The following is a 20,447-nucleotide window of genomic DNA, read 5'->3' on the forward strand; positions in this document are numbered from 1 at the left end:
ATCACTTTTTATTCTATATAGCTAATTATAAAACAGGAGCGATTATTCTGCAAGCAGAATTTCTAAGTCTTATTAGTCTAGGCTGCTTTGCATACTCTTCAGGCGTTATTTTATGCGAGTTTAAAACATCATTTTTAAATATATCCTCAAATTTTTTAGCTATATCAACATCATATATAACCGCATTCATCTCATAATGTAAATAAAAACTTCTTATATCCATGTTGCAAGTGCCGCATGATACTATTCTTCCGTCTATTATGCAGAATTTACTATGCAGAAAACCTTTTTCATACAAGTATATATTTACTCCCGCTTTGAGTAAAGTTTCAAAATATGTCTGAGCTACCCACCAAGCAACCTGTTTATCAGGCTTTCCAGTAATCATTAAATTTACATTAACTTCGGATAAAGCAGCATTTTCCAATGTATGCAAAAAACCGTCATCAGGTACAAAATAAGGACTTTCTATATAAATACTTTCCTTAGCCTCTTCTACCATCTTTGAATATACTTTCTGTATACTGTCCCATTTTGAATCGGCTCCTGATGTTATTATTTGAACTGGCATAAATTTATCTGTTGTTGATTGAGGAAATAAATCTTTTCTAATAATAGATATTCTTTCTTCATCCAAATTTTCATTTGCATATTTTATTCTTCTTTTTTTCTTTTCATTAACATTAAATGCCTCTAAATCTCTTCCTCCAGCATTATACCAATCACATACAAATACATTTTGTATAAGGTTGCAGGCATCTCCAACTATTCTCATGTGAACATCACGCCAAGAATTAAAACGTTTTCCTCCGTCTATATATTCCTGACCAAGATTCATTCCTCCCATATATGATACAACTCCGTCCACTACAACTATTTTTCTGTGATTTCTGTAATTTACAAATCTTGTCCATAATATAGAAAACGGATCATGGTAGTATAAAAATTTTATTCCGTTTTTCTTTAACTCCTTTCTGTATTTTTTGCTTATTCTCATTAAAGAGCCAACCCCGTCAAATATCAGTCTAACCTCAACACCTTGATTTGCTTTTTTTATAAGTACATTCTTAACTCTCTCTCCAAGTTCATCGCTTCTCCATATAAAATATTCCATGTGTATAGTTTTTTCTGCCAGTTTTAAATCCTGAATCATGGCTTCAAAAAGCTCTTTGCCTTCATCAAATACATAAACTTCATTTTGAACTGTAATTGGGGAATATCCGCTTTTTATAGCCAATTTTACTAAATTAATATGTTTGCTGTAATGCCCTTCCATATTGTCAAGTATTTTTATTTGTTCCTGAAGAAGTGATGAAAAATATTTCTTTATCATATCCTCAGGCAATTTAGCAGAAATTTTTGTTTTAGATTTTTTCCAGTTCATTCCCAAAAATATATAAAATATAACTCCTACATAAGGAAGAAATACTAATACTGTAAGCCAAGCTATGAATGAATACGGAGGTCTGTTTTCAAGAAGCATTTTTATTGCTATTGATACAACATATAAGAAAAATATTATAGTTAATATATAAAATACCATTTTTATCCCTAATACAAATTATAATATTAAAAAATACTATAAAAAAAGATTATAAATGTCAAGAAAAAATTGTATTATAAATTTAAATTACATACTTGACAAAAATTATTAGTAGGGTACAATAATATCACTTCCGAAAATATTTGTAATGAAGGGCGTTGGTTTTCTTTCATGTAAAGAAACCGACACTCTTTTTTTATATATAGGAAATATAATGAACGGTAATAAAAATAGAAAACCTCAAAAACAAAAAGAATACGGCAGAGAGCCTAAGAAAAAGAAATTAAAAAAAGAAAAAATAAAAAAGGCAGATACAAATATAATAGATGAAATGCTTTTATTTAATTGTATAAATGGAGTGTTAGAAAAAAACAATATATATTTGTTGGATTTAAAAGTAAGATGTATTTCTGAAAATAAAAAAGTTTATGCTGTTATTTATAAGATAAAAGAAAGTGTTTCTCACAGCCATTGTATAGAAACTACAAGGATAATTCAGGAGGCTATTAAGTCAAATGGTTATGATGAAGGGGATTACACTATTACAGTATCCAGTGCTGGTTTCAGATGGAAGTTTAATGATAGATATGAATTATTTGAGGATATGCCTATAAAGATTAAATATAGAAATGGGGAAGATTTTGTTACTGCTTATGCTTTGTTAAAAGAAGCTAAGGATGATTATATTGTTATAAGCATTACTGATGAAGATAATGCTCTTAATGAAAAAAATATAAAAATATTCAAAAATGATATTATAAAGGCAAGATTAAATTGTTAATAATTATAGAAATAAAAATATATAAAAATAAAATATTGGAGATATAAATGTTTGAGAACGTTGGAACTTATTTACAGCAGCTTTCTGAGGAAAAAGATATTAGCATAGATCTTTTAAAGGAAGTTATAGACTCTATAATAGTAGCGGCATTAAAGAAAAAATATGGAAGTGATATTAATTTTCATATACATTTTGATAGTAAGAATAATCCCACTGTATATAAGGGTGCTAACGTTGTAGAAGAAGTTAGAGATGATAAAAAAGAAATATCTTTGGAAGATGCAAAAAAATTGGATCAGGATATTAATGTTGGAGATGAAGTTTTAATACTTGTTGATCAAATAGAGGCATTTGGAAGAATAGAGAGTATGACTGCTAAGACTACATTCTTTCAAAAAATTTCTGAACTTGAAAAGAATATAATATTTAATGAATTTAAAAGAAGAGAAAATCAGCTTGTAAACGGATATTTCCAAAGAGAACATAGAGGAACTATTTATATAAATTTAGGAAAAACAGAAGGGGAGTTACAGAAAAAAGATCAGTCTCCTAGAGAACATTATACAGCCGGAGATAGAATAAGGGCATATATATATAAAGTTCAGGGCGGTAAAAATGAGAAAGGTAAAGAGATTCCTACAAAAATACTGCTTACTAGAACAGAACCTGATTTTATAAAAAAGTTATTTGAATTAGAAATACCGGAAATTGCAGACGGTACTATAGAGATTAAAAATGTAGTAAGACAGCCAGGATTAAAAATAAAAATAGCTGTTGCATCTAATAAACCTGAAGTTGATCCTATAGGAGCATGTATCGGACAAAAAGGTATACGTATACAATCTATAATAAAAGAGATAGAAGGCGAAAAAATAGATGTTGTTAAATGGTCAAAGGATATTAGAGAATATATTGCAGAGGCTATAACTCCTGCTAAGCCTATTAGAATTATAATTACAGACCCTGAAAAAAAGGATGCTATGATTATTATACCAGATGAGCAGCTTTCTCTTGCTTTGGGAAAAAGCGGATTTAATGTTAAACTTGCTTCTCAGCTTACAGGCTATCATTTTGATATAAAAACTGAAAGCGATATTAAAGAAAATCCAGAATTGCTTAAAGATATTGTTCCGCTTAATCAAATATTTTCAGATAATACAGAAACTGATGAAGAAATCAATACTGATGAACCATTAGAAATTGCTGAAACAGAAAGTAATTTATATTCATTACAGGGTGTTGATGAATCTACTATTAAGACACTTATTGAGAATAATATTAATTCGATAGAAGAATTATACAATATGTCTGTTGAAGATATAGTAGAAAAAACTGGTATTGAAAAGAGTATTGTTGATAATTTAGTGGTTATAATGAAGGATGTTGTTGAAATAGTAGAGGCAGGCGAGGATGAATATGAAACTACTTCTGAAGAGGTTGTAGAAGAGATAGAAGTTTATGAATGTCCTAACTGCGGCTCTAGTATTACAGAAGATATGACTAAATGTCCTAAATGCGGTATAGAACTTACTTTTGAATAATTATGACATGCTGTAATGTTTGCGGAAGTGATAAATACACTAAAATTGGATGTATAAAAAATATTTGGCAGAATGATAAAGAAGTTTATCAATGCAGTAGCTGTGCTTTATATTTTATAGAGCCTCCTTCTGATGAGGAAATATATCTTTTATATAAAAATGAGTATCATAATAATATAAAAAATAAATTATTCGAGATGGCTAAAAGTAAAATGCGTTATGCCAGGAGTTTATCTCAATTTAATTTTATAAAAGAGCATATTGATTATAAAGATAAAAAGATATGCGAGATAGGTGCTTTTGATGGTTTGCTTTTGAGTATATTTAAAAAAAATAACTGCGATGTTTTCGGATATGAGCTTAATGATAATGCAAGGTGCTATGCTAAAAATAAATATGATATAGATTTGAAAGCAAATTTTTTTGAAAGCAATGAAAAATATGATATTATAATACTTTCTCATGTTATAGAACATTTCAAAAATCCAAAGGATGTATTATTAAAAATAAAAAGTATGCTTAACGGCGGAGGATATATTTATATAGAAGTTCCTAATTCCCCTATGCCTAATCAATGCAGTTATGATATGCTTATGAGGTATTTAACCACAGAGCATATAGTTAATTTCAATATGGACAATTTAAAAATATTTGCTTCATCAAATGGTTTTGATACAGTAGTTTGTAAATACAGCAATTATCGCATTTCAAAAACTAATGAAAAACTTAGAGCTAACATTTTGGAAGGGAGTATTCCTGATATAAATAACTTACTTTCATTTTTTATTTTTACTTTTAATGTTTTAATATTGACAAATAGAGTTTTTATTGATTACTATGATAATAATAATGTATGGTCTTATGGTGAAAATGTACGAATAATAATAAAAGCAATCAATTAAATAATTTAATAAATATTATTTTTATTTAAAAAATGTGTATTATTTTTGACTTTACAATTAAATTGTATATATTTAAAAATGTCAAATTTATGTATAAGGGTTATTCGTATGAAAAACAAATTAATGATTAAATTTTTAGCCCCATTTATTATTTTTTTATTTGCATTATTTATTGTTATTTATATTGTTTACAGACCTTTATACAAGACAAGATTTTTAAATGAAAAGTATCTTTCTTCATTAGAGGCTAAAACAAAAGCTGAAGGTTATGTTGAAGAATTAAAAAATACAGTATATGTTGCAGAGGCATATTTACAGTCAAGCCCAAATTTGATGGAGTTCGGACGATTTATCACAAATGTTCAGAAACTCAATGAGGGATATTTAAACGTATATTTTGGAGATACAGTACCATACCCTAATGGGGGAATATTTATTAATACTTTGGAAGTTTATCCTTTAACTTATGATCAAACTTCTAGGGATTGGTATAAAGATTCTGTTGCTACTAATGATGTTATGATTAGCGAACCGTATATTGATTTTGCTGTTAATAAACTTACTATAACATTTGCAAAAGCGGTATATACAAACGGATTATTAAAAGGAGTTTTTTCTATAGATTTTGCTAATATCAATAGTATAAGTGATGGATTAAAAAAGAATTTTAAAGATGATGTTTATATAGTTTCAGATAATGGAGTATTTATGACGCATGATAATGCTGACTATATACTAAATGAAACTAATAATTTATTTACTTATCCTATATTTTCAGGATTTAAAGATAATTTAATTTCTCATATTGGAGATTTGGATATAATAAAAGATGAATGGTATTCTATTCAAAAAACAGATAATGCTCCTTGGCTTCTTGTATTTAAAGGAAGTGCTGAACCTTTTTATTCTCAGTTTAGATTTTTGATGATAAGTTTATTTTTATGTATTGTTATACTTATCGTCTTAGAATGTCTGCTTGTTGCTAGAATAGTTATACCTCTATCAAATAATTTATTTCATGCTATTACTATAATGACTCTTATGCAGGATGGAAGATTTGACAGTCAGTTTGATGAAAAAGATTTAAATAGAAAAGATGTTTTTGGAATGCTTGCCAATTCTATTAATGATATGCAGCATATAATGTATAATATAGTTTCTGAATTAAAAGCAAATATTGCTGTTATAAATAATTCTTCTCAAAAGATATCAAAGGGTATAAATAATTTATCTGACAGAACTTCATCTCAGGCGGCTGCTGTTGAGCAGATAACTAGTTCTATAGAGAATTTATTTTCTGCTATTTCAAATACATCTAAAAATTCATATAATGCTAAGAATATGAGTTCTAAGGTTACAGAGTCCACTCAAAATGGAGTTGCTGCTGTTAATGAAATATCAAATAATATGATTGAAATTTCTGAATCAAGCAAAGAGATATCAAATATTACAAAATTGATACAGACTATAGCATTTCAAACTAATATATTGGCACTTAATGCGGCAGTTGAGGCAGCACGTGCTGGAGAGCAGGGAAGGGGATTTGCTGTTGTTGCTTCGGAGATTAGGGCTTTAGCTCAGAATGTTAATGAGGCGGCTGGAAATATTACAAGTATTATAGAAAATACGGTAGCTAAAATAGAAATAGGAGATGAATCCGTTAAACGTTCTTTAGATATACTTTTGGAAATAGAGAATTCTGCTAAGGATGTTGCTAATATATTGGTGGATATATATGAATCTGCTTCTTCAGAGGAAGAAAGCGTAAAACAAATAAATACCGCCATGAATGAGCTTAATAATATTACGCAGGAAAATGCAGAATTGGTTAATGACAGTTCTGTACTTGGAAAAGAGGTTGTGGACGGAACTAGCAATCTTTATTCAGAATTAGAGTATTTCAAATTAGATAAAAACTTTAAGTAAACAATATAAAAGGAGTTCTTAAATGGAACTCCTTTTTTATATATTAAATAATTATAGTTTTATATTCTTTATTATTTCGCATACTTCATCAATTTCTTTCATGCTTATATCTCTATGAGCAACAAATCTTACTTTATAATCTCCGAAAGAACTTGCTTTTATTCCTTTTTCTAAGAGTTTTGAAATTATATTTGCAGAAGGCAATTTAGTGTCAGCTATAACTATATTGGTTTCCACATGAGATAGTTCTATTGTTCCTATACCTGATTCTAAAATGGTTTTTGCTATCTTTTTAGCTTTTATATGATCTTCTTCTAATGAATCTATATTATGTTCTAGAGCATATATTCCAGCAGCAGCCATAAGTCCTATTTGCCTCATTCCGCCGCCTATTAATTTTCTTACGCTGAATGCCTCATTAATAAAATCTTCTGTTCCGCATATCATAGCTCCCATAGGTGCTCCAAGCCCTTTAGATAAACAAAAAGTTATTGAGTCTGTATTTGAAGCTATTTCTTTTACGCTTGATTTTGATGCAATAGAAGCATTAAATACTCTTGCCCCGTCCATGTGAAGATGAACATTTTTTGATTTTGTAAAATTATATAATTCTTTTAATACTTCTATAGGATAAACGCTTCCTCCATGCCTATTATGCGTATTCTCTACTCCCACTATATTAATGGCTGACATATAATAAGGCTGTTCATTAAAATAATTTTTAATAATGTCTTTAGTTAATATACCTCTTTCAGCTTTTACTGGAATAGGCATTATGCCTGCTAAAGATGATGCACCGCCTAGTTCATAATGGATTATATGTGCTTCTTCTTCTAATATCGCCTGTTTTGTTTTTCTTCCCAAAATAAGCATAGGTATTAAATTCCCCATAGTACCGCTTGAAACGAATATTGCTTTTTCTTTTCCTGTTATTTCGGCTGACATTTCCTGAAGTTTATTCACAGTTGGGTCTTCCATATAAACGTCATCGCCGCATTCTGCTTCATATATAGCTTTACGCATTTCTTCGCTTGGTTTTGTAATAGTATCAGTTCTTAAATCATAAATTTTCATTTTAATAATAACTCCAATTTTATTTGCATTAATCCTAATACTTTTTTTATAAATTACAACTAATATTAAAAAATAATTGAAATAATTGATAATTATGTCTATAATATTTAAAAAATTATAAATTAAGGAAAATTATTTATGATAAAGAGATATACTAGAAAGGAAATGGGAGAGCTTTGGAGTTTGCAAAATGAGTTTCAGGTGATGCTTGATGTTGAGATAGCAGCATGCGAGGCTATGGCTGAAATAGGAGAGATACCTGCAGAAGCAGTAAAAAATATTAAAGAAAAAGCAACTTTCACTGTAGAGAGAATTGCTGAAATAGAAAAAGAAACCAATCATGATATAATATCATTTGTAACAGCTGTTCAGGAAAATGTAGGAGAGGGCGGACAGTATATACATAAAGGATTAACTTCAAGCGATGTTAAAGATACTGCTTTGGCTGTTATGATGAAAAGGTCTGCTGAAATAATACTTGATGATTTGAAAAGATTATCAGAAGTGTTATTAAGAAGAGCTAAAGAACATAAATATACTCCTTGTATAGGGCGTACACATGGTATACATGCTGAGCCTATGACATTAGGATTAAAATTTATATTGTGGTATGATGAAAATGAAAGAAATATAAAAAGGGTAGAAGAGGCTAAAAAACAGGTTTCTGTAGGTAAAATTTCAGGAGCAGTAGGTACTTATAGTAATATTGATCCTAGAATAGAAGAGATTGTCTGTAAAAAGCTAGGAATAGATGCTGATAAAGTTTCTACACAGATAATTCAAAGAGATAGGCATGCACAATATCTAACTACTTTGGCAATAGTTGCAAGTTCATTAGAAAAGTTTGCTACTGAAATTAGAAATCTTCAAAGAACAGATATAAGAGAAGCAGAAGAATATTTCAGCGAAAAGCAAAAAGGATCATCTGCTATGCCTCATAAAAGAAATCCTATAACTTGTGAGAGAATATCAGGTTTAGCTAGAATAGTAAGGGGCAATGCTTTGGCTTCTCTTGAGGATATTACACTTTGGCATGAAAGAGATATAAGTCATTCATCAGTAGAGCGTGTCATACTTCCAGATTCTACTATTGCTGTTGATTATGCACTTAATAAATTTATTGATATAGTAGATAAACTTTTAATATATCCAGAGGCTATGAAAGCAAATATCGAAAAAACAGGCGGATTGATATTCAGTCAGAGAATATTGATAAGTTTAGTTAATAAAGGTATAGACAGAGATAATGCATACAGATGGGTTCAGAGAAACGCTATGAAGAGATGGCTTAATAATGAAGACTTTAGAGAGAATGTTCATAAAGATGAAGATATAAAAAAATATTTAAGCGATAAAGAAATAGATGACTGTTTTGATTATGCTTATTATTTGAGAAATATTGATGTTATAATGAAGAGATTCGGAATATAATTCTTTTTATAATTGATGATTGCCAAATAGAATTTCATTATTCTATTTGGCCTTTTATTTATACTTACTTATCCTAATATATTTTTTATTCTGCTGAATAATGATTGTTTATTATTATCCGAAATATTTAAAGACTTATAATCTATATTTTCATCATTACAGAATCTAATAGATGTATCTATATTTTTGTTTGCCAATTCAATAATACTTTTTATTATAATATCTTTTATTTTTTCTGTTTTTAAAATGCTTTCATTTTTGTAGAGCTTTATCAATTCATCAGAGCATTTTTATAATTGTTAGTATGATAGTAAGATATTGCTTTGTTATAATATGCATTGAAAAAATTACCATTTAATTCTATAACTTTATCATAATATAGTACAGCTTCATCATATTCATTATTATCAAATGCAGTATTACCTAAATAATAAAAACTATTTATTTGTTCATTTTTATTTTTTAAATTTTCAAAATTTTTAATTTCTGTTTTTAATATCTTTAACTGTTTTTTATATAAAGCATTAAACTTTTTTATTTTGAGTTTTGATTTTCTTAACGTATTATTATTTATAACTATTCCTATTAAAGTGAAAACTATTATTACAACTGTTAAAAATGCAAACCAGAAATTTATAATATTATTTGAAGATTTAATAGTTTCATTAACTGATATTTCTAAATTATTATTATAACCGTCAAATACATTTTTTAAAGCCGATTCTAAATTTTCAATATTAGAACTTTTTAATATTATATGATTAGTTGCTGTTTTATTGCTTGATATTTGTCTTATTATCATATTTGTATAATAGTCTTCTTTAGCTATTATTATATTTTCAAGAGAAGGAGAATAGTTTGTCATAGAGTAATTCAATCTTCTCTCTATTTCATTATTATGGTTTAAGTATATATTTCTGAATATCAGCATTGCTAATATAAATAGTATAATAAAGCTTAGCATATAATATCTATGAAAGAACTTTAATATTCTAGTAGGGTACTTTCTTTTTGAATGTTCTTTTATTGTATTTATTCCAGTATTAGTTATATTCTTTATTTTTCCTTTAACATCATTTTCATCTAAATATTTTTGGAACTTATCTATACTTTCTGATGTAAAATCTTTTGCTTTTTCAAAACTTTTAATTGCTGTATCTTTTGCTTTTTCTATATTTTCATTTGCAAAATCTTTAGCTTTTTGAATATTATCATCATTTATAATGTCTTTAGCTTTATTTGAAATATTATATATTTGTTTTTTTATATTATAGGAATTATTTTTCTTTTTCTTATGATATCTTATTCTTTTTTTAGTATTTAACCTTGATCTTTTATATTTTTTATTATTTTTTTTCATAAGAATAACCCTTTAATCTTTTTTAATATTTTATTATAAAATCAAAATAATTAAAATATTAAAAATTTATTTAAACTTGATTTTTAACGTTAAAAGGTATATAAATGTATTATAATAATACTTTTATGGAATTAAGTTATGAATATATTTACTGCATCCAGCGAAGCCTATCCTTTTTCTAAGACTGGAGGGCTTGGAGATATTGCAGGGAGTTTGCCTTTAGCATTAGATACTATTAAAACAGGTTCTTCTAAAATTAATACTTCTTTAATAGTGCCTCTTTATAAACAAAATTATAGCTTGATAAATAAAAGTGATATTTTAACTAAAATAGATATAGAACAAGGCAATGATGTAATAGAAACTGAGATAGCTAGAATTAAGCATCCTGAAAACAGCAATGTTTATGTTTATTTTGTGAAGCAGGATAAATTTTTTAAAAGAAACGGTATATATTCAGAAAACGGTATAGATTATGATGATAATGCAGGAAGATTTATTTTATTTTCAAAGGCTATTGTAAAATTAATTATATATTTATATGAGAAAGAAAATTTAAAATTGGATATAATTCATATACATGATTGGCAGACCGCTCTTACAGCCATTTATATAAAAGAAGTTTACAATAATGAAGAGGCTTTAAAAGATTTAAAAGTAATGTTTACTATTCATAATTTGGCATATCAGGGAAATTTTAATACTAATATATATCCATTGCTAAATATTTCTTGGAAATTTTTTGTTCACAACAGGCTTGAATTTTATGGTCATGTGAGTTTTATAAAGGCTGGAATAATACTTTCAGATATAGTTACAACAGTAAGTCCTTCATATTCTAAAGAAATACAGGGAGAGGAATTCGGATGCGGTATGAATAGTTTGCTTGCTGATATTTCTCATAAACTTTACGGTGTCCTTAATGGAGTATACGATGATTCTTGGAATCCTAAAACTGATAAATATATAAAAAATAATTATGATATAAATAGTTCAGAAAAAAAGAAACTTATAAGAAACTCTTTGTATAAAGAATTAGGATTTATTAATAAAACATATCCTCTAGTAACAATGATTTCAAGATTCGATCCTCAAAAGGGACTTGATTTAATATATGCTTCTTTTTTTGAATTATCCACTTATGATGCCAATTTTATTTTTCTTTTTGGCAAGAATAATTATTTTAAGGATTTTGAGAATGAATTTACTGCTAGAGCAAAGAGAGCAAAAAATATAAAGATATTATTTACATTTGATGAATCATTAGCTCATAGACTTACAGCAGGAAGTGATTTATATTTGATGCCAAGCAGATTTGAACCTTGCGGACTTAATCAGATATACAGTATGAAATATGGAAGTTTGCCTATAGTACATGCTGTAGGAGGATTAAAGGATACGGTTATAAATTACAGCGGAAATAAAAGTATTAATAAGGCTACTGGTTTTACATTCAATGAATATTCTGTTAAAAGTTTTGTTGACTCTATGGATTTAGCCTTCGATTTATATTATAATAAAAGAGATATATGGAATAAATTAATTTTCAATGCAATGAGTAAAGATTATTCAATTCATAAAACAGCTTTAGAGTATCTTAAACTCTATAAAAAAATGTTAAGCAATAAAAAATAATATTTTTAAGAATATATAACAATAAAAAAATTTTAAAGGAGAATTATTATGGCAAAAGACCCAAGTTTCGATATAGTTTCAGAAGTTGATATGCAAGTTATAGATGACTGCGTAAATGTTGCTACTAAAGAAATAGATAATAGATTCGATTTTAAAGGTCAGAATATTAAAATTGAATTAAATAAGGGAGAAAAAACTATTACAATACTTGCTTCTGCTGACTTTGTTTTGAATCAGGTAAAAGATATTCTTTTTCAGAAGTTTATCAAAAGAGGATTAAATCAAAAATGTTTGAAAGAAAAGAAAAAAGAAAAAGCGGCAGGAGATGCTATTAGAGAGATTAATGAAATAGTGCATGGAATAGATAAGGATTTGGCTAAGCAGATAGTGAAAGATATAAAAGATATGAAGTTAAAGGTTCAGGCAAGCATACAGGATGAGCAGGTAAGAGTTTCAGGTGCGAAGAAAGATGATTTGCAGGCAGTAATTTCTATGCTTAAAGAAAAGGATTATCCTATACCTTTGCAGTTTACAAATTACAGGTAATTAAATATAAAATAAAAAAGGGGATTTTAATCATCCCCTTTAATTTTGTAGTCTTTATTTATCATATTTTTAATCTTATTAACCCCACAACTTTTCCAACTATAGATACGCTTTCTTTTATTATAGGCGGATAATCCTTATTTTCAGGCATCAATTTAATACAGTCTTTTTCCCTAAAAAATCTTTTAACAGTTATCTCTTCATTTCCATTATCATCTATTTTAGCAACAACTATATCTCCGTTATCAGGTTCGCTTGTGCTAGGATGAACTAGAATCATGTCGCCTTCTTTGATATGGGCATCTATCATAGAATCTCCAGTAACTCTCATAAGAAAATTATTTTCATCCTGAACTATTGATTTAGGAAGAGAATAAGTTTCTTCTACTGTTTCATCGGCAGCATCCATTAAAAGTCCAGCTTTTACTTCATTGCTTAAAAGCGGTATTTTTATAAGATTATGATTTCCTTTATTGAAAGTGTCTATAGGCACGCTTCCTCTTGCTCTTTTTCCAGTTTTCTTAACATATCCTTTTTTTTCCAAAGCTGTTAAATGTGTTGTTACCGCAGTAGGAGAAGCAAAATTAAAATGAACCATAATTTCTTTAACAGTTGGAGGATATCCGTTTTCATTGGTGAATCTTTGCAAAAAGTTAAAAATATCTCTTTGCTTATCGGTTAACTCAGTCATATTTATACCTCTTTATATTTACATGTAGTATTTGTTATTATACTATATAAAAATATGATGTCAAGATATAATGTGAAAAAAATTGTATTTTATAAATTTGCGTATACTATATTTTTATTTAAAAATCATTGTGTATTTTGAGTTTATAATGACTCATCTTTTATTATTGATATTTTTGCGAATAATATTATAATTACAACTTGTTAACTTTTAATGATTATTGGTTTTATCTATGGATTATGTAATATCTACTACTATTTATCTGCTTAAAGGCACGTACACAACTCTATGTCTTTATTTTGTAACTGCATTATTTTCTCTTCCATTGTCTATGCTGTTTGCTGCATTGCAGTTTAGTGCTCCGAAGTTTGTAAAATATATTTTTGATATATATGCTTGGATATTTAGAGGAACTCCTTTAATACTTCAGCTTATATTTTTTTATTACGGACTTCCTCTTATGACAAATAATGCTATAGCTTTTCCAGCATTTACATCTGCTGCTGTAACATTTATACTTAATTATTCTGCTTATCTTATGGAAATATTCAGAGCAGGTATTGAAAGTATAGAGAAAGGTCAGTATGAAGCTGGTTTTGCTCTTAATTTGAATTACAGACAGATTATGATGAGAATAATTCTTCCTCAGGCTGTGAGAAGAGTACTCCCTCCTTTATCAAACGAAGCTATTAACTTAATAAAAGATACTGCTTTGGTTATAGTTCTTGGAATAGGAGATTTAATGCTTCATGCAAGACAGATACTTACAAGAGATTATAAATTACTTCCTTTTTTGATAGCAGCTATTATATATTTGATATTTACTTCCATACTTGTACTTGTATTCAGACAATTGGAGAAAAAATATGTCATTAGAAACTAAAGAAACTAATTTAAAAGTTGTAAATATAAAGAAACATTATAAAGATACTCCAGCTATAAACGGCGTATCATTTACAGTTAATAAGGGAGATATACTCTCTATTATAGGTCCTTCAGGTGCTGGTAAAAGTTCTCTTTTAAGGAATATTATTCAAATAGAAGAACCTGATTATGGAGAGGTTTATATAGATAATGAGGTTTTATTTTGTAAAAGGGAAGGGGAGAAGGCATTAAATATTACTCATGCAGATTTTATGAAGCGTAAGGAAAAAATCGGCATGATATTTCAGCATTTTAATTTGTTTCCTCATAAAACGGCATTAGAAAATATAATAGAGGCTCCAGTTATTGTCAAAAAGCAAAATAAAGATGAGGCTATAGAAGAAGCGTTAAAACTTTTAGATAGTGTGGGACTTAAGCATAAAAAAGACAGCTATCCTAATGAACTCTCAGGAGGACAGAAACAGAGAGTTGCTATTGCTAGGGCTTTGGCTATGAAGCCTGAGATACTTTTATGCGATGAGCCTACATCAGCATTAGACCCAGAATTAATAGGCGAGGTTTTATCAGTTTTAAAGGAGCTTGCTAAAGAAAAAATGACTATGATTCTTGTAAGTCATGAGATAAGTTTTGTGCATGAACTTTCTACAAATATCGCTTTTATGGACGGAGGTAAAATAATTGCTATGGATTCATCGTATAATTTTTTTAATAATCAAAGTAATGATAGGATAAAAGATTTTCTAAATAAAATTTTTCATAAATAATTTATTTATATTTATTTTTTTATTGACATTTTTATGAATAGTATTACAATAACTAGTAATGAATGTTTATTAGGAGTCTATAGATGCATAAGTGCACATTTCATTCCAATAATATATTTTATTTAATTCTTATTACCCCCAATCATACCAATTAAAATTGCTATATAAAAATAAAAAAATATAAATTATTAATTTTATCATTAAGGAGAAAATTATGATGAAACGTATATTTTTATTATTATTTATTGCAGCTATGATTATTGTAAGCTGCGGATCTAATAATACTGCTAATGATCAAGCATCAGAAGAAACATCTCAGGCTGATAATTCATTGCAGAAAGTAAAAGATGCTGGAAAACTAGTATTGGGTTTGGATGATACTTTTGCTCCAATGGGTTTTAGAGATGAAAATGGAAATGTAGTTGGATTTGATATTGATTTGGCTTCTGAAGTGGCTTACCGTATGGGAGTAGATCTTGAGATTAAACCTATAGAATGGTCTAGTTCAATATTGAGTTTAAATAAAGGAGATGTAGATGTTCTTTGGAATGGAGTTACTATTAATGATGCCAGAAAAGAACAAATTAATTTTTCTAAGCCTTATTTAAATAACAGACTTGTTATAGTAAAATCTATTGATGACAATACAATAAATTCTAAAGATGATTTAGCAGGCAAAATTTTGGGCGTTCAAGTTGGAAGTAATGATGAAGCATTAACAGCTGATCCTTCCAGTAAAAATGCAAAAGAAATTCGCAGATATGATGTAAATGTTAATGCATTTTTAGATTTACAGGCAAAAAGAATAGATGCAGTTATTATAGATGAAGTTGCAGCTCAGTATTATATTTCAGAAAAGAAAGCACCTTTTGTTGTTGTAGAGAATAGTCCTTTAACAGAAGAGCTATATGGTGTAGGATTTAGAAAAAGTGATGGTAAACTTTTAGCTGAAGTTGATAGAATATTAGATGAAATGAAATCTGACGGAAAGGCTGCTGAAATATCTCAAAAATGGTTTGCTAAAGATATTGTTTTAAAATGATTTATAGTTTTGAATAATCGTACCGTTTATCCATAAAAATAAAAGTGTATATTAATAATAAATATTAATATACACTTTTATGTTATAAAGTCATTATGAAATTTTTATTATATCTACATCACATAATGACGACTTTATGTTTTTAGGCAAAATAGTTTTATTATCAATGCTTAATAATTTTAATTTTTTTAATTTGATAATTTCTTTTGGGAGTTTTTCTATATTATCAAAATATAAATATTCCAAATTTTCTAAACAGTACATTTCATCGGGTATTGAATATATTTTTCCTTTTATATATAGTTTTTTTAGGCATTTAAGATTTTTTATATTGTTAGGTATTGTTATATAATCATGGCTAGTGAAATAAAATTCTTTTAAATTAGTTAGGTATCCTATATAATCAAAATTACCTTTTAAATTATTATTTTTTAATGATAAAATATTTAGATTTGATAATTTGCTTATATAATCTGGTATATTTTCTAATTTATTATTGTCTATATAAAGTTCTTTTAAATTTTTTAAATTTTTTATTTCTTTAGGTATATCGCTTATATTATTATTTGATATATTAAGCTCTTCTAATTTTAAAAGGCTGAATACTTCTTTAGGTATTGAATTGAATTTATATCCTGATAAATTTAATTTTCTAAGATTTTTTAATTTTAGTATTTCTTTTGGAAATTCTTTAAAGTTATTATTGGATATATCTGCTTCTTCAAGTTTTTTTAAGTTTGATATTTTTTCAGATATATGTTTTATTTTATTAAAGCTCATATCAATATATTTTAAATTATTTAACTCATATATACTTTCAGGTATTTCTTTTATATCATTGCTGCATATATCCAAAATTTCAAGATTTTTTAATATTGCTATTTCCTTAGGTATATATTTTAACCCCTTGCTGCTTAAATCCAATTTTTTTGAGTTTAATAATTCTTTTTTAGAACAGTTTTCTAATTTTTTAATATTGTGTTTTTTGAAAAAAGAGTATAGCTCATTTAAACTATTTTCTAATCTCTCATTTGCTAATATATTTTTCATTCTCATATATTCTCCTTTTATGATATATTAGCATTATAAGAGTATATGATGACAAATTTTGTCATATAATAATTTTTTTTATAATTTTTTAATTATAAATTGTATCAAGTATATATTTTAATTTCATTGCCTCCAATTGTCCTGGTGCAGATGAACGTTTAGCCGATGCAAATGTAATTACAGAACCGAATATTCTGCTTATTATTCCAATATCTCCCATAGATATTGCAATTATAGGAAAATCTTTTATTTCGCTTGAGGCATCAAGTAAAGTAATAACATCCTTTTTATTTTTAGGAATATATGCTACTTTGGCTATATCGCATTTTAATTTTATCATTTTATTTATTCTTGATACTATTTCTTTTTTGGATGGTGTTTTTTTAAAATCATGATTTGATATTATTGCTTTTATATTATTATCATGTGCTGATTTAATTATTTTCTTTATATTATATTCTTTTAATGTTAATAATTCTAAATCTATAAGGTCAAAGCATTTATTTTCTATAATAAAATAATACAGATCAATTATATTTTTGTATGTATTATATTTTATATCTATATTTCCGCCTTCTTTTGAGGATCTTAATGTAAATAATATTGGTTTGTTAGTGTATTTTTTCATTTCATTTGAAAGTTCTATTATATCATCATATTTTTCAAAATTATCTATATAAAAATCAGCTCTCCATTCTATAATATCTACAGGAAGTTTATTTATATCTTTTACGTATTTAATTATATCCTTTTCATTTTTTTCAACTATCGGTACGCATATCTTAGGTATTTTGTTATTTTTATCTTTTTTCTGCATTTTCACCTCCTGAATTTAAGTTTTTGATTATTTATTAAATATAATATTTTTTATATATTCTACAGGCATTTTTTCTTTAGTCCAAAGTTCAAAAGCTAATGCTCCTTGATATAATAGCATTCCCATGCCGTTTATTATTTTGCATCCTTCTCCTTCTGCTATTTTTAATAATTTTGTTTTTGCAGGATTATATATACAGTCGCTTACTACTAAATCATTTCTAAAAAATGATTTATCTTCTATAAGAGAAACATCTTCTTTCATACCTACGTTTGTAGCATTTATTAATACACAGCTTTTATCTATTTCTTTTTTTAGTGTATTTTTATCCTCTAAAGAATGCAGATGTATATTACAATTAGTTCTATTTGCTATATTATCTATTATCTTTTTTTGTTCCTGCCAATTGCTGTCTTTTTTAAATACAGATATCTCTTTTACTCCATATAAAGCTGCCTGAGATATTATAGCTATAGAAGCCCCTCCTGTACCTAATATTGTAATGCATTTATCTTTTATGTATACATTTTCATATTCTAATGATTTGATAAATCCTTCTCCATCAGTGCTGTAGCCTGTGAGAATTCCATTATCATTAACTATAGTATTAACACTTTGGGATATATCAGCAGCTTCTGATATTTTATCCAAATATTTTATAACCTCTTTTTTATTAGGCATAGATAGGTTAACCCCTCTCATATTTAATGCTTTTATAGATTTTACAGCATCTTCCAAATTATTTTTATCCACCTCAAAAGCCAAATATGCATAATTCAAATTTAATTTTGCAAAAGATTCATTATGCATAATAGGTGATATACTGTGTTTAGAAGGTGAGGCAAATAAGCCTGTTAATATAGTTTTTGCATTTATTGTCATATTATTAACCTTATTATTCCAATTAGTATTGTTTTATATGATAATATAATTTATTCTATTGTCAAATAATATTGTAAAAATAATTAATGATTACTTGATATTTTATTAAAAAGTTATTATAATTAACATAATAAAATCGTGAGAAATTTTTTTAATTATATAACAAGGAGAACTTATACATGGATAAAAAAATCATTAAAACCCACAAAGCTCCACAAGCTATAGGACCGTATTCACAAGCAGTAAAAAGCGGAAATTTTATATTTGCTTCTGGTCAAGTACCTTTAGATCCTGTAAGCGGAAATATTGAAGAAAATGATATAAAGAAACAAACAACTAGAGTAATGGAAAATATTAAGGGATTATTAGAGGCGGAAAATTTAACTATGTCTAACATTATTAAAACAACTTGTTTTTTAAGCGATATGTCTAATTTTGCATCTTTTAATGAAGTATATGCAACTTATTTTACAGAAAATCCTCCTGCTAGAAGCACTGTAGCAGTAAAAAGTCTTCCTAAAGATGCTTTAGTAGAAGTTGAAGTAATAGCCGTTGTTGAATAATATTTTATATATAAATTATATAAAGCCATGTTTAATTTTTATTATTCATGGTTTTTTATTTAACAAATATTTTCATTTTTCATATTATATAATAAAGAGGATCACATGAGAGAATATATATCTTATATCATTAAAGGTATGGCTATAGGTATTGCCAATGCTATACCTGGGGTGTCTGGAGGAACTATTGCTTTTGTACTAGGTATATATGAAAAATTAACATATTCCATATCTATTTTGCCAACTGCATTAATTAAGTTACAATGGAAGGATATAAAAGATAGTTTGAAGGTTTTGATACCAGTTGTTCTAGGTGCGGCTGTATCTATAGTATTATTCTTGAAGTTAATTAATTATACATTTGTTCATTATCCTATACCTACAAGAATATTTTTTGTAGGGTTAATATTAGGGTCATTTCCATTTATAACAAAGACTGTGGAAGAGTTTAGTATTAAAGTGTTTATAGCATTTATAGTCGGTGCTTTTATTATGGCGGTATTTGTTTATTTTGATGTAAATAAGCCTGTTGGAAGTGCTAATTATGCTGGGGATTTCTCTGTACTTTATGGCGTTAAATTATTTTTATGCGGTATTGCAGCAGCTATAGCTATGGTTATACCGGGGATATCAGGTTCTTTGCTTTTACTTATATTAGGAGAATATGAAAATATATCTTATTTTATATCCGCATTTTTTGATACTTTTAATTTTCAGCTTTTAATACCTTTGATTTTTTTAGGGTTAGGTGTTGTTATAGGAATATTTGGAATATCAAAACTTGTAACTATACTGCTTCAAAAATATAAGTCCATATTGTTCGGATTTGTGCTTGGGATAATAATAGTATCATTTTTAAGTTTATGGCCTAATATAACATCTTTAAGTGTTCCAATGCTTTCGGCAACTGTTATATCTATGTGCGTAGGATTCTTGGCAGCAATAGGAATGGAAAAAATATAACAAATAATTATTAATTATATTACATTTATCTTAAATAGCTTGATTAAATTT

The 20,447-nt window shown here is 27.2% G+C and carries 20 protein-coding genes; 12 read left to right on the plus strand and 8 right to left on the minus strand.

Annotated elements, in window-relative coordinates; translation table 11 throughout:
- Positions 1 to 25 precede the first annotated feature (25 nt).
- Entirely contained in the window at positions 26 to 1,543 is a 1,518-nt protein-coding gene (locus tag Q0J69_RS10760; protein ID WP_297207305.1) for a phospholipase D-like domain-containing protein, read from the minus strand.
- A gap of 214 nt (positions 1,544 to 1,757) precedes the next feature.
- Between Q0J69_RS10760 and Q0J69_RS10765 the strand changes: the two genes are divergently transcribed.
- From Q0J69_RS10765 to Q0J69_RS10780, 4 genes are all read left to right on the plus strand, one after another.
- On the plus strand, positions 1,758 to 2,324 hold the full coding sequence (locus tag Q0J69_RS10765; RefSeq protein WP_297207308.1) for a ribosome assembly cofactor RimP: 567 nt from the start codon (positions 1,758 to 1,760) through the stop codon (positions 2,322 to 2,324).
- Positions 2,325 to 2,371: 47 nt separating this feature from the next.
- A complete protein-coding gene (gene nusA / locus Q0J69_RS10770) occupies positions 2,372 to 3,865 on the plus strand; it encodes a transcription termination factor NusA (RefSeq protein ID WP_297207311.1) in 1,494 nt (497 codons plus the stop codon).
- A gap of 2 nt (positions 3,866 to 3,867) precedes the next feature.
- Positions 3,868 to 4,767 (plus strand): class I SAM-dependent methyltransferase, encoded by a 900-nt coding sequence (locus Q0J69_RS10775; RefSeq protein ID WP_297207316.1) that lies wholly within the window; start codon positions 3,868 to 3,870, stop codon positions 4,765 to 4,767.
- A gap of 108 nt (positions 4,768 to 4,875) precedes the next feature.
- A complete protein-coding gene (locus Q0J69_RS10780; protein ID WP_297207318.1) occupies positions 4,876 to 6,693 on the plus strand; it encodes a methyl-accepting chemotaxis protein in 1,818 nt (605 codons plus the stop codon).
- 51 nt (positions 6,694 to 6,744) lie between these two features.
- Here Q0J69_RS10780 and Q0J69_RS10785 read toward each other — a convergent pair whose 3' ends face one another.
- Positions 6,745 to 7,767, minus strand: coding sequence for a GntG family PLP-dependent aldolase (locus tag Q0J69_RS10785; RefSeq protein ID WP_297207321.1), 1,023 nt, complete (start codon positions 7,765 to 7,767; stop codon positions 6,745 to 6,747).
- A 138-nt stretch (positions 7,768 to 7,905) separates the two neighbouring features.
- On the opposite strand from Q0J69_RS10785, the gene purB reads away from it, so the two are divergent.
- On the plus strand, positions 7,906 to 9,198 hold the full coding sequence (gene purB / locus Q0J69_RS10790) for an adenylosuccinate lyase (protein ID WP_297207323.1): 1,293 nt from the start codon (positions 7,906 to 7,908) through the stop codon (positions 9,196 to 9,198).
- Positions 9,199 to 9,266: 68 nt separating this feature from the next.
- On the opposite strand, the gene Q0J69_RS10795 is transcribed toward purB, so the two are convergent.
- Both Q0J69_RS10795 and Q0J69_RS10800 read right to left on the minus strand, forming a co-directional pair.
- The gene (locus tag Q0J69_RS10795; RefSeq protein ID WP_297207326.1) at positions 9,267 to 9,473 is read right to left on the minus strand and encodes a hypothetical protein; all 207 of its coding nucleotides are present in this window, start codon (positions 9,471 to 9,473) and stop codon (positions 9,267 to 9,269) included.
- Positions 9,470 to 10,558 carry a tetratricopeptide repeat protein gene (locus Q0J69_RS10800; RefSeq protein WP_297207329.1) on the minus strand — a complete coding sequence of 363 codons (1,089 nt, stop codon included), beginning with the start codon at positions 10,556 to 10,558 and terminating at the stop codon, positions 9,470 to 9,472. The genes Q0J69_RS10795 and Q0J69_RS10800 overlap by 4 nt, the downstream gene beginning before the upstream one ends.
- A gap of 138 nt (positions 10,559 to 10,696) precedes the next feature.
- Here Q0J69_RS10800 and Q0J69_RS10805 point away from each other — a divergent pair, with 138 nt between their 5' ends.
- Positions 10,697 to 12,193, plus strand: a complete 1,497-nt coding sequence (locus Q0J69_RS10805; protein WP_297207332.1) for a glycogen/starch synthase — start codon at positions 10,697 to 10,699, stop codon at positions 12,191 to 12,193.
- A gap of 48 nt (positions 12,194 to 12,241) precedes the next feature.
- A complete protein-coding gene (locus tag Q0J69_RS10810; protein WP_297207335.1) occupies positions 12,242 to 12,739 on the plus strand; it encodes a YajQ family cyclic di-GMP-binding protein in 498 nt (165 codons plus the stop codon).
- A 61-nt stretch (positions 12,740 to 12,800) separates the two neighbouring features.
- Here the strand turns inward: Q0J69_RS10810 and lexA are convergent, their stop codons facing one another.
- Entirely contained in the window at positions 12,801 to 13,430 is a 630-nt protein-coding gene (lexA, locus tag Q0J69_RS10815) for a transcriptional repressor LexA (RefSeq protein ID WP_297207338.1), read from the minus strand.
- 232 nt (positions 13,431 to 13,662) lie between these two features.
- Between lexA and Q0J69_RS10820 the strand changes: the two genes are divergently transcribed.
- The 3 genes from Q0J69_RS10820 (at position 13,663) to Q0J69_RS10830 (ending at position 16,121) form a co-directional block, all read left to right on the plus strand.
- Positions 13,663 to 14,313 carry an amino acid ABC transporter permease gene (locus Q0J69_RS10820; protein WP_297207341.1) on the plus strand — a complete coding sequence of 217 codons (651 nt, stop codon included), beginning with the start codon at positions 13,663 to 13,665 and terminating at the stop codon, positions 14,311 to 14,313.
- Positions 14,297 to 15,079 (plus strand): amino acid ABC transporter ATP-binding protein, encoded by a 783-nt coding sequence (locus tag Q0J69_RS10825; protein ID WP_297207345.1) that lies wholly within the window; start codon positions 14,297 to 14,299, stop codon positions 15,077 to 15,079. The genes Q0J69_RS10820 and Q0J69_RS10825 overlap by 17 nt, the downstream gene beginning before the upstream one ends.
- A 217-nt stretch (positions 15,080 to 15,296) precedes the next feature.
- Positions 15,297 to 16,121, plus strand: a complete 825-nt coding sequence (locus tag Q0J69_RS10830; protein ID WP_297207404.1) for an amino acid ABC transporter substrate-binding protein — start codon at positions 15,297 to 15,299, stop codon at positions 16,119 to 16,121.
- Between the two features lie 93 nt (positions 16,122 to 16,214).
- Here Q0J69_RS10830 and Q0J69_RS10835 read toward each other — a convergent pair whose 3' ends face one another.
- The 3 genes from Q0J69_RS10835 to aroE form a co-directional block, all read right to left on the minus strand.
- Entirely contained in the window at positions 16,215 to 17,171 is a 957-nt protein-coding gene (locus Q0J69_RS10835) for a leucine-rich repeat domain-containing protein (RefSeq protein WP_297207349.1), read from the minus strand.
- A gap of 88 nt (positions 17,172 to 17,259) precedes the next feature.
- Positions 17,260 to 17,988, minus strand: coding sequence for a type I 3-dehydroquinate dehydratase (gene aroD / locus Q0J69_RS10840; protein WP_297207352.1), 729 nt, complete (start codon positions 17,986 to 17,988; stop codon positions 17,260 to 17,262).
- 27 nt (positions 17,989 to 18,015) lie between these two features.
- A complete protein-coding gene (gene aroE / locus Q0J69_RS10845) occupies positions 18,016 to 18,870 on the minus strand; it encodes a shikimate dehydrogenase (protein ID WP_297207357.1) in 855 nt (284 codons plus the stop codon).
- 179 nt (positions 18,871 to 19,049) lie between these two features.
- Between aroE and Q0J69_RS10850 the strand changes: the two genes are divergently transcribed.
- Together Q0J69_RS10850 and Q0J69_RS10855 are read left to right on the plus strand one after the other, a co-directional pair.
- Positions 19,050 to 19,433 (plus strand): RidA family protein, encoded by a 384-nt coding sequence (locus Q0J69_RS10850; RefSeq protein ID WP_297207361.1) that lies wholly within the window; start codon positions 19,050 to 19,052, stop codon positions 19,431 to 19,433.
- Positions 19,434 to 19,538: 105 nt separating this feature from the next.
- On the plus strand, positions 19,539 to 20,396 hold the full coding sequence (locus Q0J69_RS10855; RefSeq protein WP_297207364.1) for a DUF368 domain-containing protein: 858 nt from the start codon (positions 19,539 to 19,541) through the stop codon (positions 20,394 to 20,396).
- Positions 20,397 to 20,447: the final 51 nt, after the last annotated feature.

Source organism: uncultured Brachyspira sp., from assembly GCF_944388875.1.
In the GTDB taxonomy this organism is placed as follows: domain Bacteria; phylum Spirochaetota; class Brachyspiria; order Brachyspirales; family Brachyspiraceae; genus Brachyspira.

Excerpts from the sequence above, each read along its gene's own strand:
- Q0J69_RS10760 (WP_297207305.1), bottom strand. The coding sequence starts at position 1,543 with ATGGTATTTTATATATTAACTATAATATTTTTCTTATATGTTGTATCA.
- Q0J69_RS10765 (WP_297207308.1), top strand. The coding sequence starts at position 1,758 with ATGAACGGTAATAAAAATAGAAAACCTCAAAAACAAAAAGAATACGGC.
- nusA (WP_297207311.1), top strand. The coding sequence starts at position 2,372 with ATGTTTGAGAACGTTGGAACTTATTTACAGCAGCTTTCTGAGGAAAAA.
- Q0J69_RS10775 (WP_297207316.1), top strand. The coding sequence starts at position 3,868 with ATGACATGCTGTAATGTTTGCGGAAGTGATAAATACACTAAAATTGGA.
- Q0J69_RS10780 (WP_297207318.1), top strand. The coding sequence starts at position 4,876 with ATGAAAAACAAATTAATGATTAAATTTTTAGCCCCATTTATTATTTTT.
- Q0J69_RS10785 (WP_297207321.1), bottom strand. The coding sequence starts at position 7,767 with ATGAAAATTTATGATTTAAGAACTGATACTATTACAAAACCAAGCGAA.
- purB (WP_297207323.1), top strand. The coding sequence starts at position 7,906 with ATGATAAAGAGATATACTAGAAAGGAAATGGGAGAGCTTTGGAGTTTG.
- Q0J69_RS10800 (WP_297207329.1), bottom strand. The coding sequence starts at position 10,558 with ATGAAAAAAAATAATAAAAAATATAAAAGATCAAGGTTAAATACTAAA.
- Q0J69_RS10805 (WP_297207332.1), top strand. The coding sequence starts at position 10,697 with ATGAATATATTTACTGCATCCAGCGAAGCCTATCCTTTTTCTAAGACT.
- Q0J69_RS10810 (WP_297207335.1), top strand. The coding sequence starts at position 12,242 with ATGGCAAAAGACCCAAGTTTCGATATAGTTTCAGAAGTTGATATGCAA.
- lexA (WP_297207338.1), bottom strand. The coding sequence starts at position 13,430 with ATGACTGAGTTAACCGATAAGCAAAGAGATATTTTTAACTTTTTGCAA.
- Q0J69_RS10820 (WP_297207341.1), top strand. The coding sequence starts at position 13,663 with ATGGATTATGTAATATCTACTACTATTTATCTGCTTAAAGGCACGTAC.
- Q0J69_RS10825 (WP_297207345.1), top strand. The coding sequence starts at position 14,297 with ATGTCATTAGAAACTAAAGAAACTAATTTAAAAGTTGTAAATATAAAG.
- Q0J69_RS10830 (WP_297207404.1), top strand. The coding sequence starts at position 15,297 with ATGAAACGTATATTTTTATTATTATTTATTGCAGCTATGATTATTGTA.
- Q0J69_RS10835 (WP_297207349.1), bottom strand. The coding sequence starts at position 17,171 with ATGAAAAATATATTAGCAAATGAGAGATTAGAAAATAGTTTAAATGAG.
- aroD (WP_297207352.1), bottom strand. The coding sequence starts at position 17,988 with ATGCAGAAAAAAGATAAAAATAACAAAATACCTAAGATATGCGTACCG.
- aroE (WP_297207357.1), bottom strand. The coding sequence starts at position 18,870 with ATGACAATAAATGCAAAAACTATATTAACAGGCTTATTTGCCTCACCT.
- Q0J69_RS10850 (WP_297207361.1), top strand. The coding sequence starts at position 19,050 with ATGGATAAAAAAATCATTAAAACCCACAAAGCTCCACAAGCTATAGGA.
- Q0J69_RS10855 (WP_297207364.1), top strand. The coding sequence starts at position 19,539 with ATGAGAGAATATATATCTTATATCATTAAAGGTATGGCTATAGGTATT.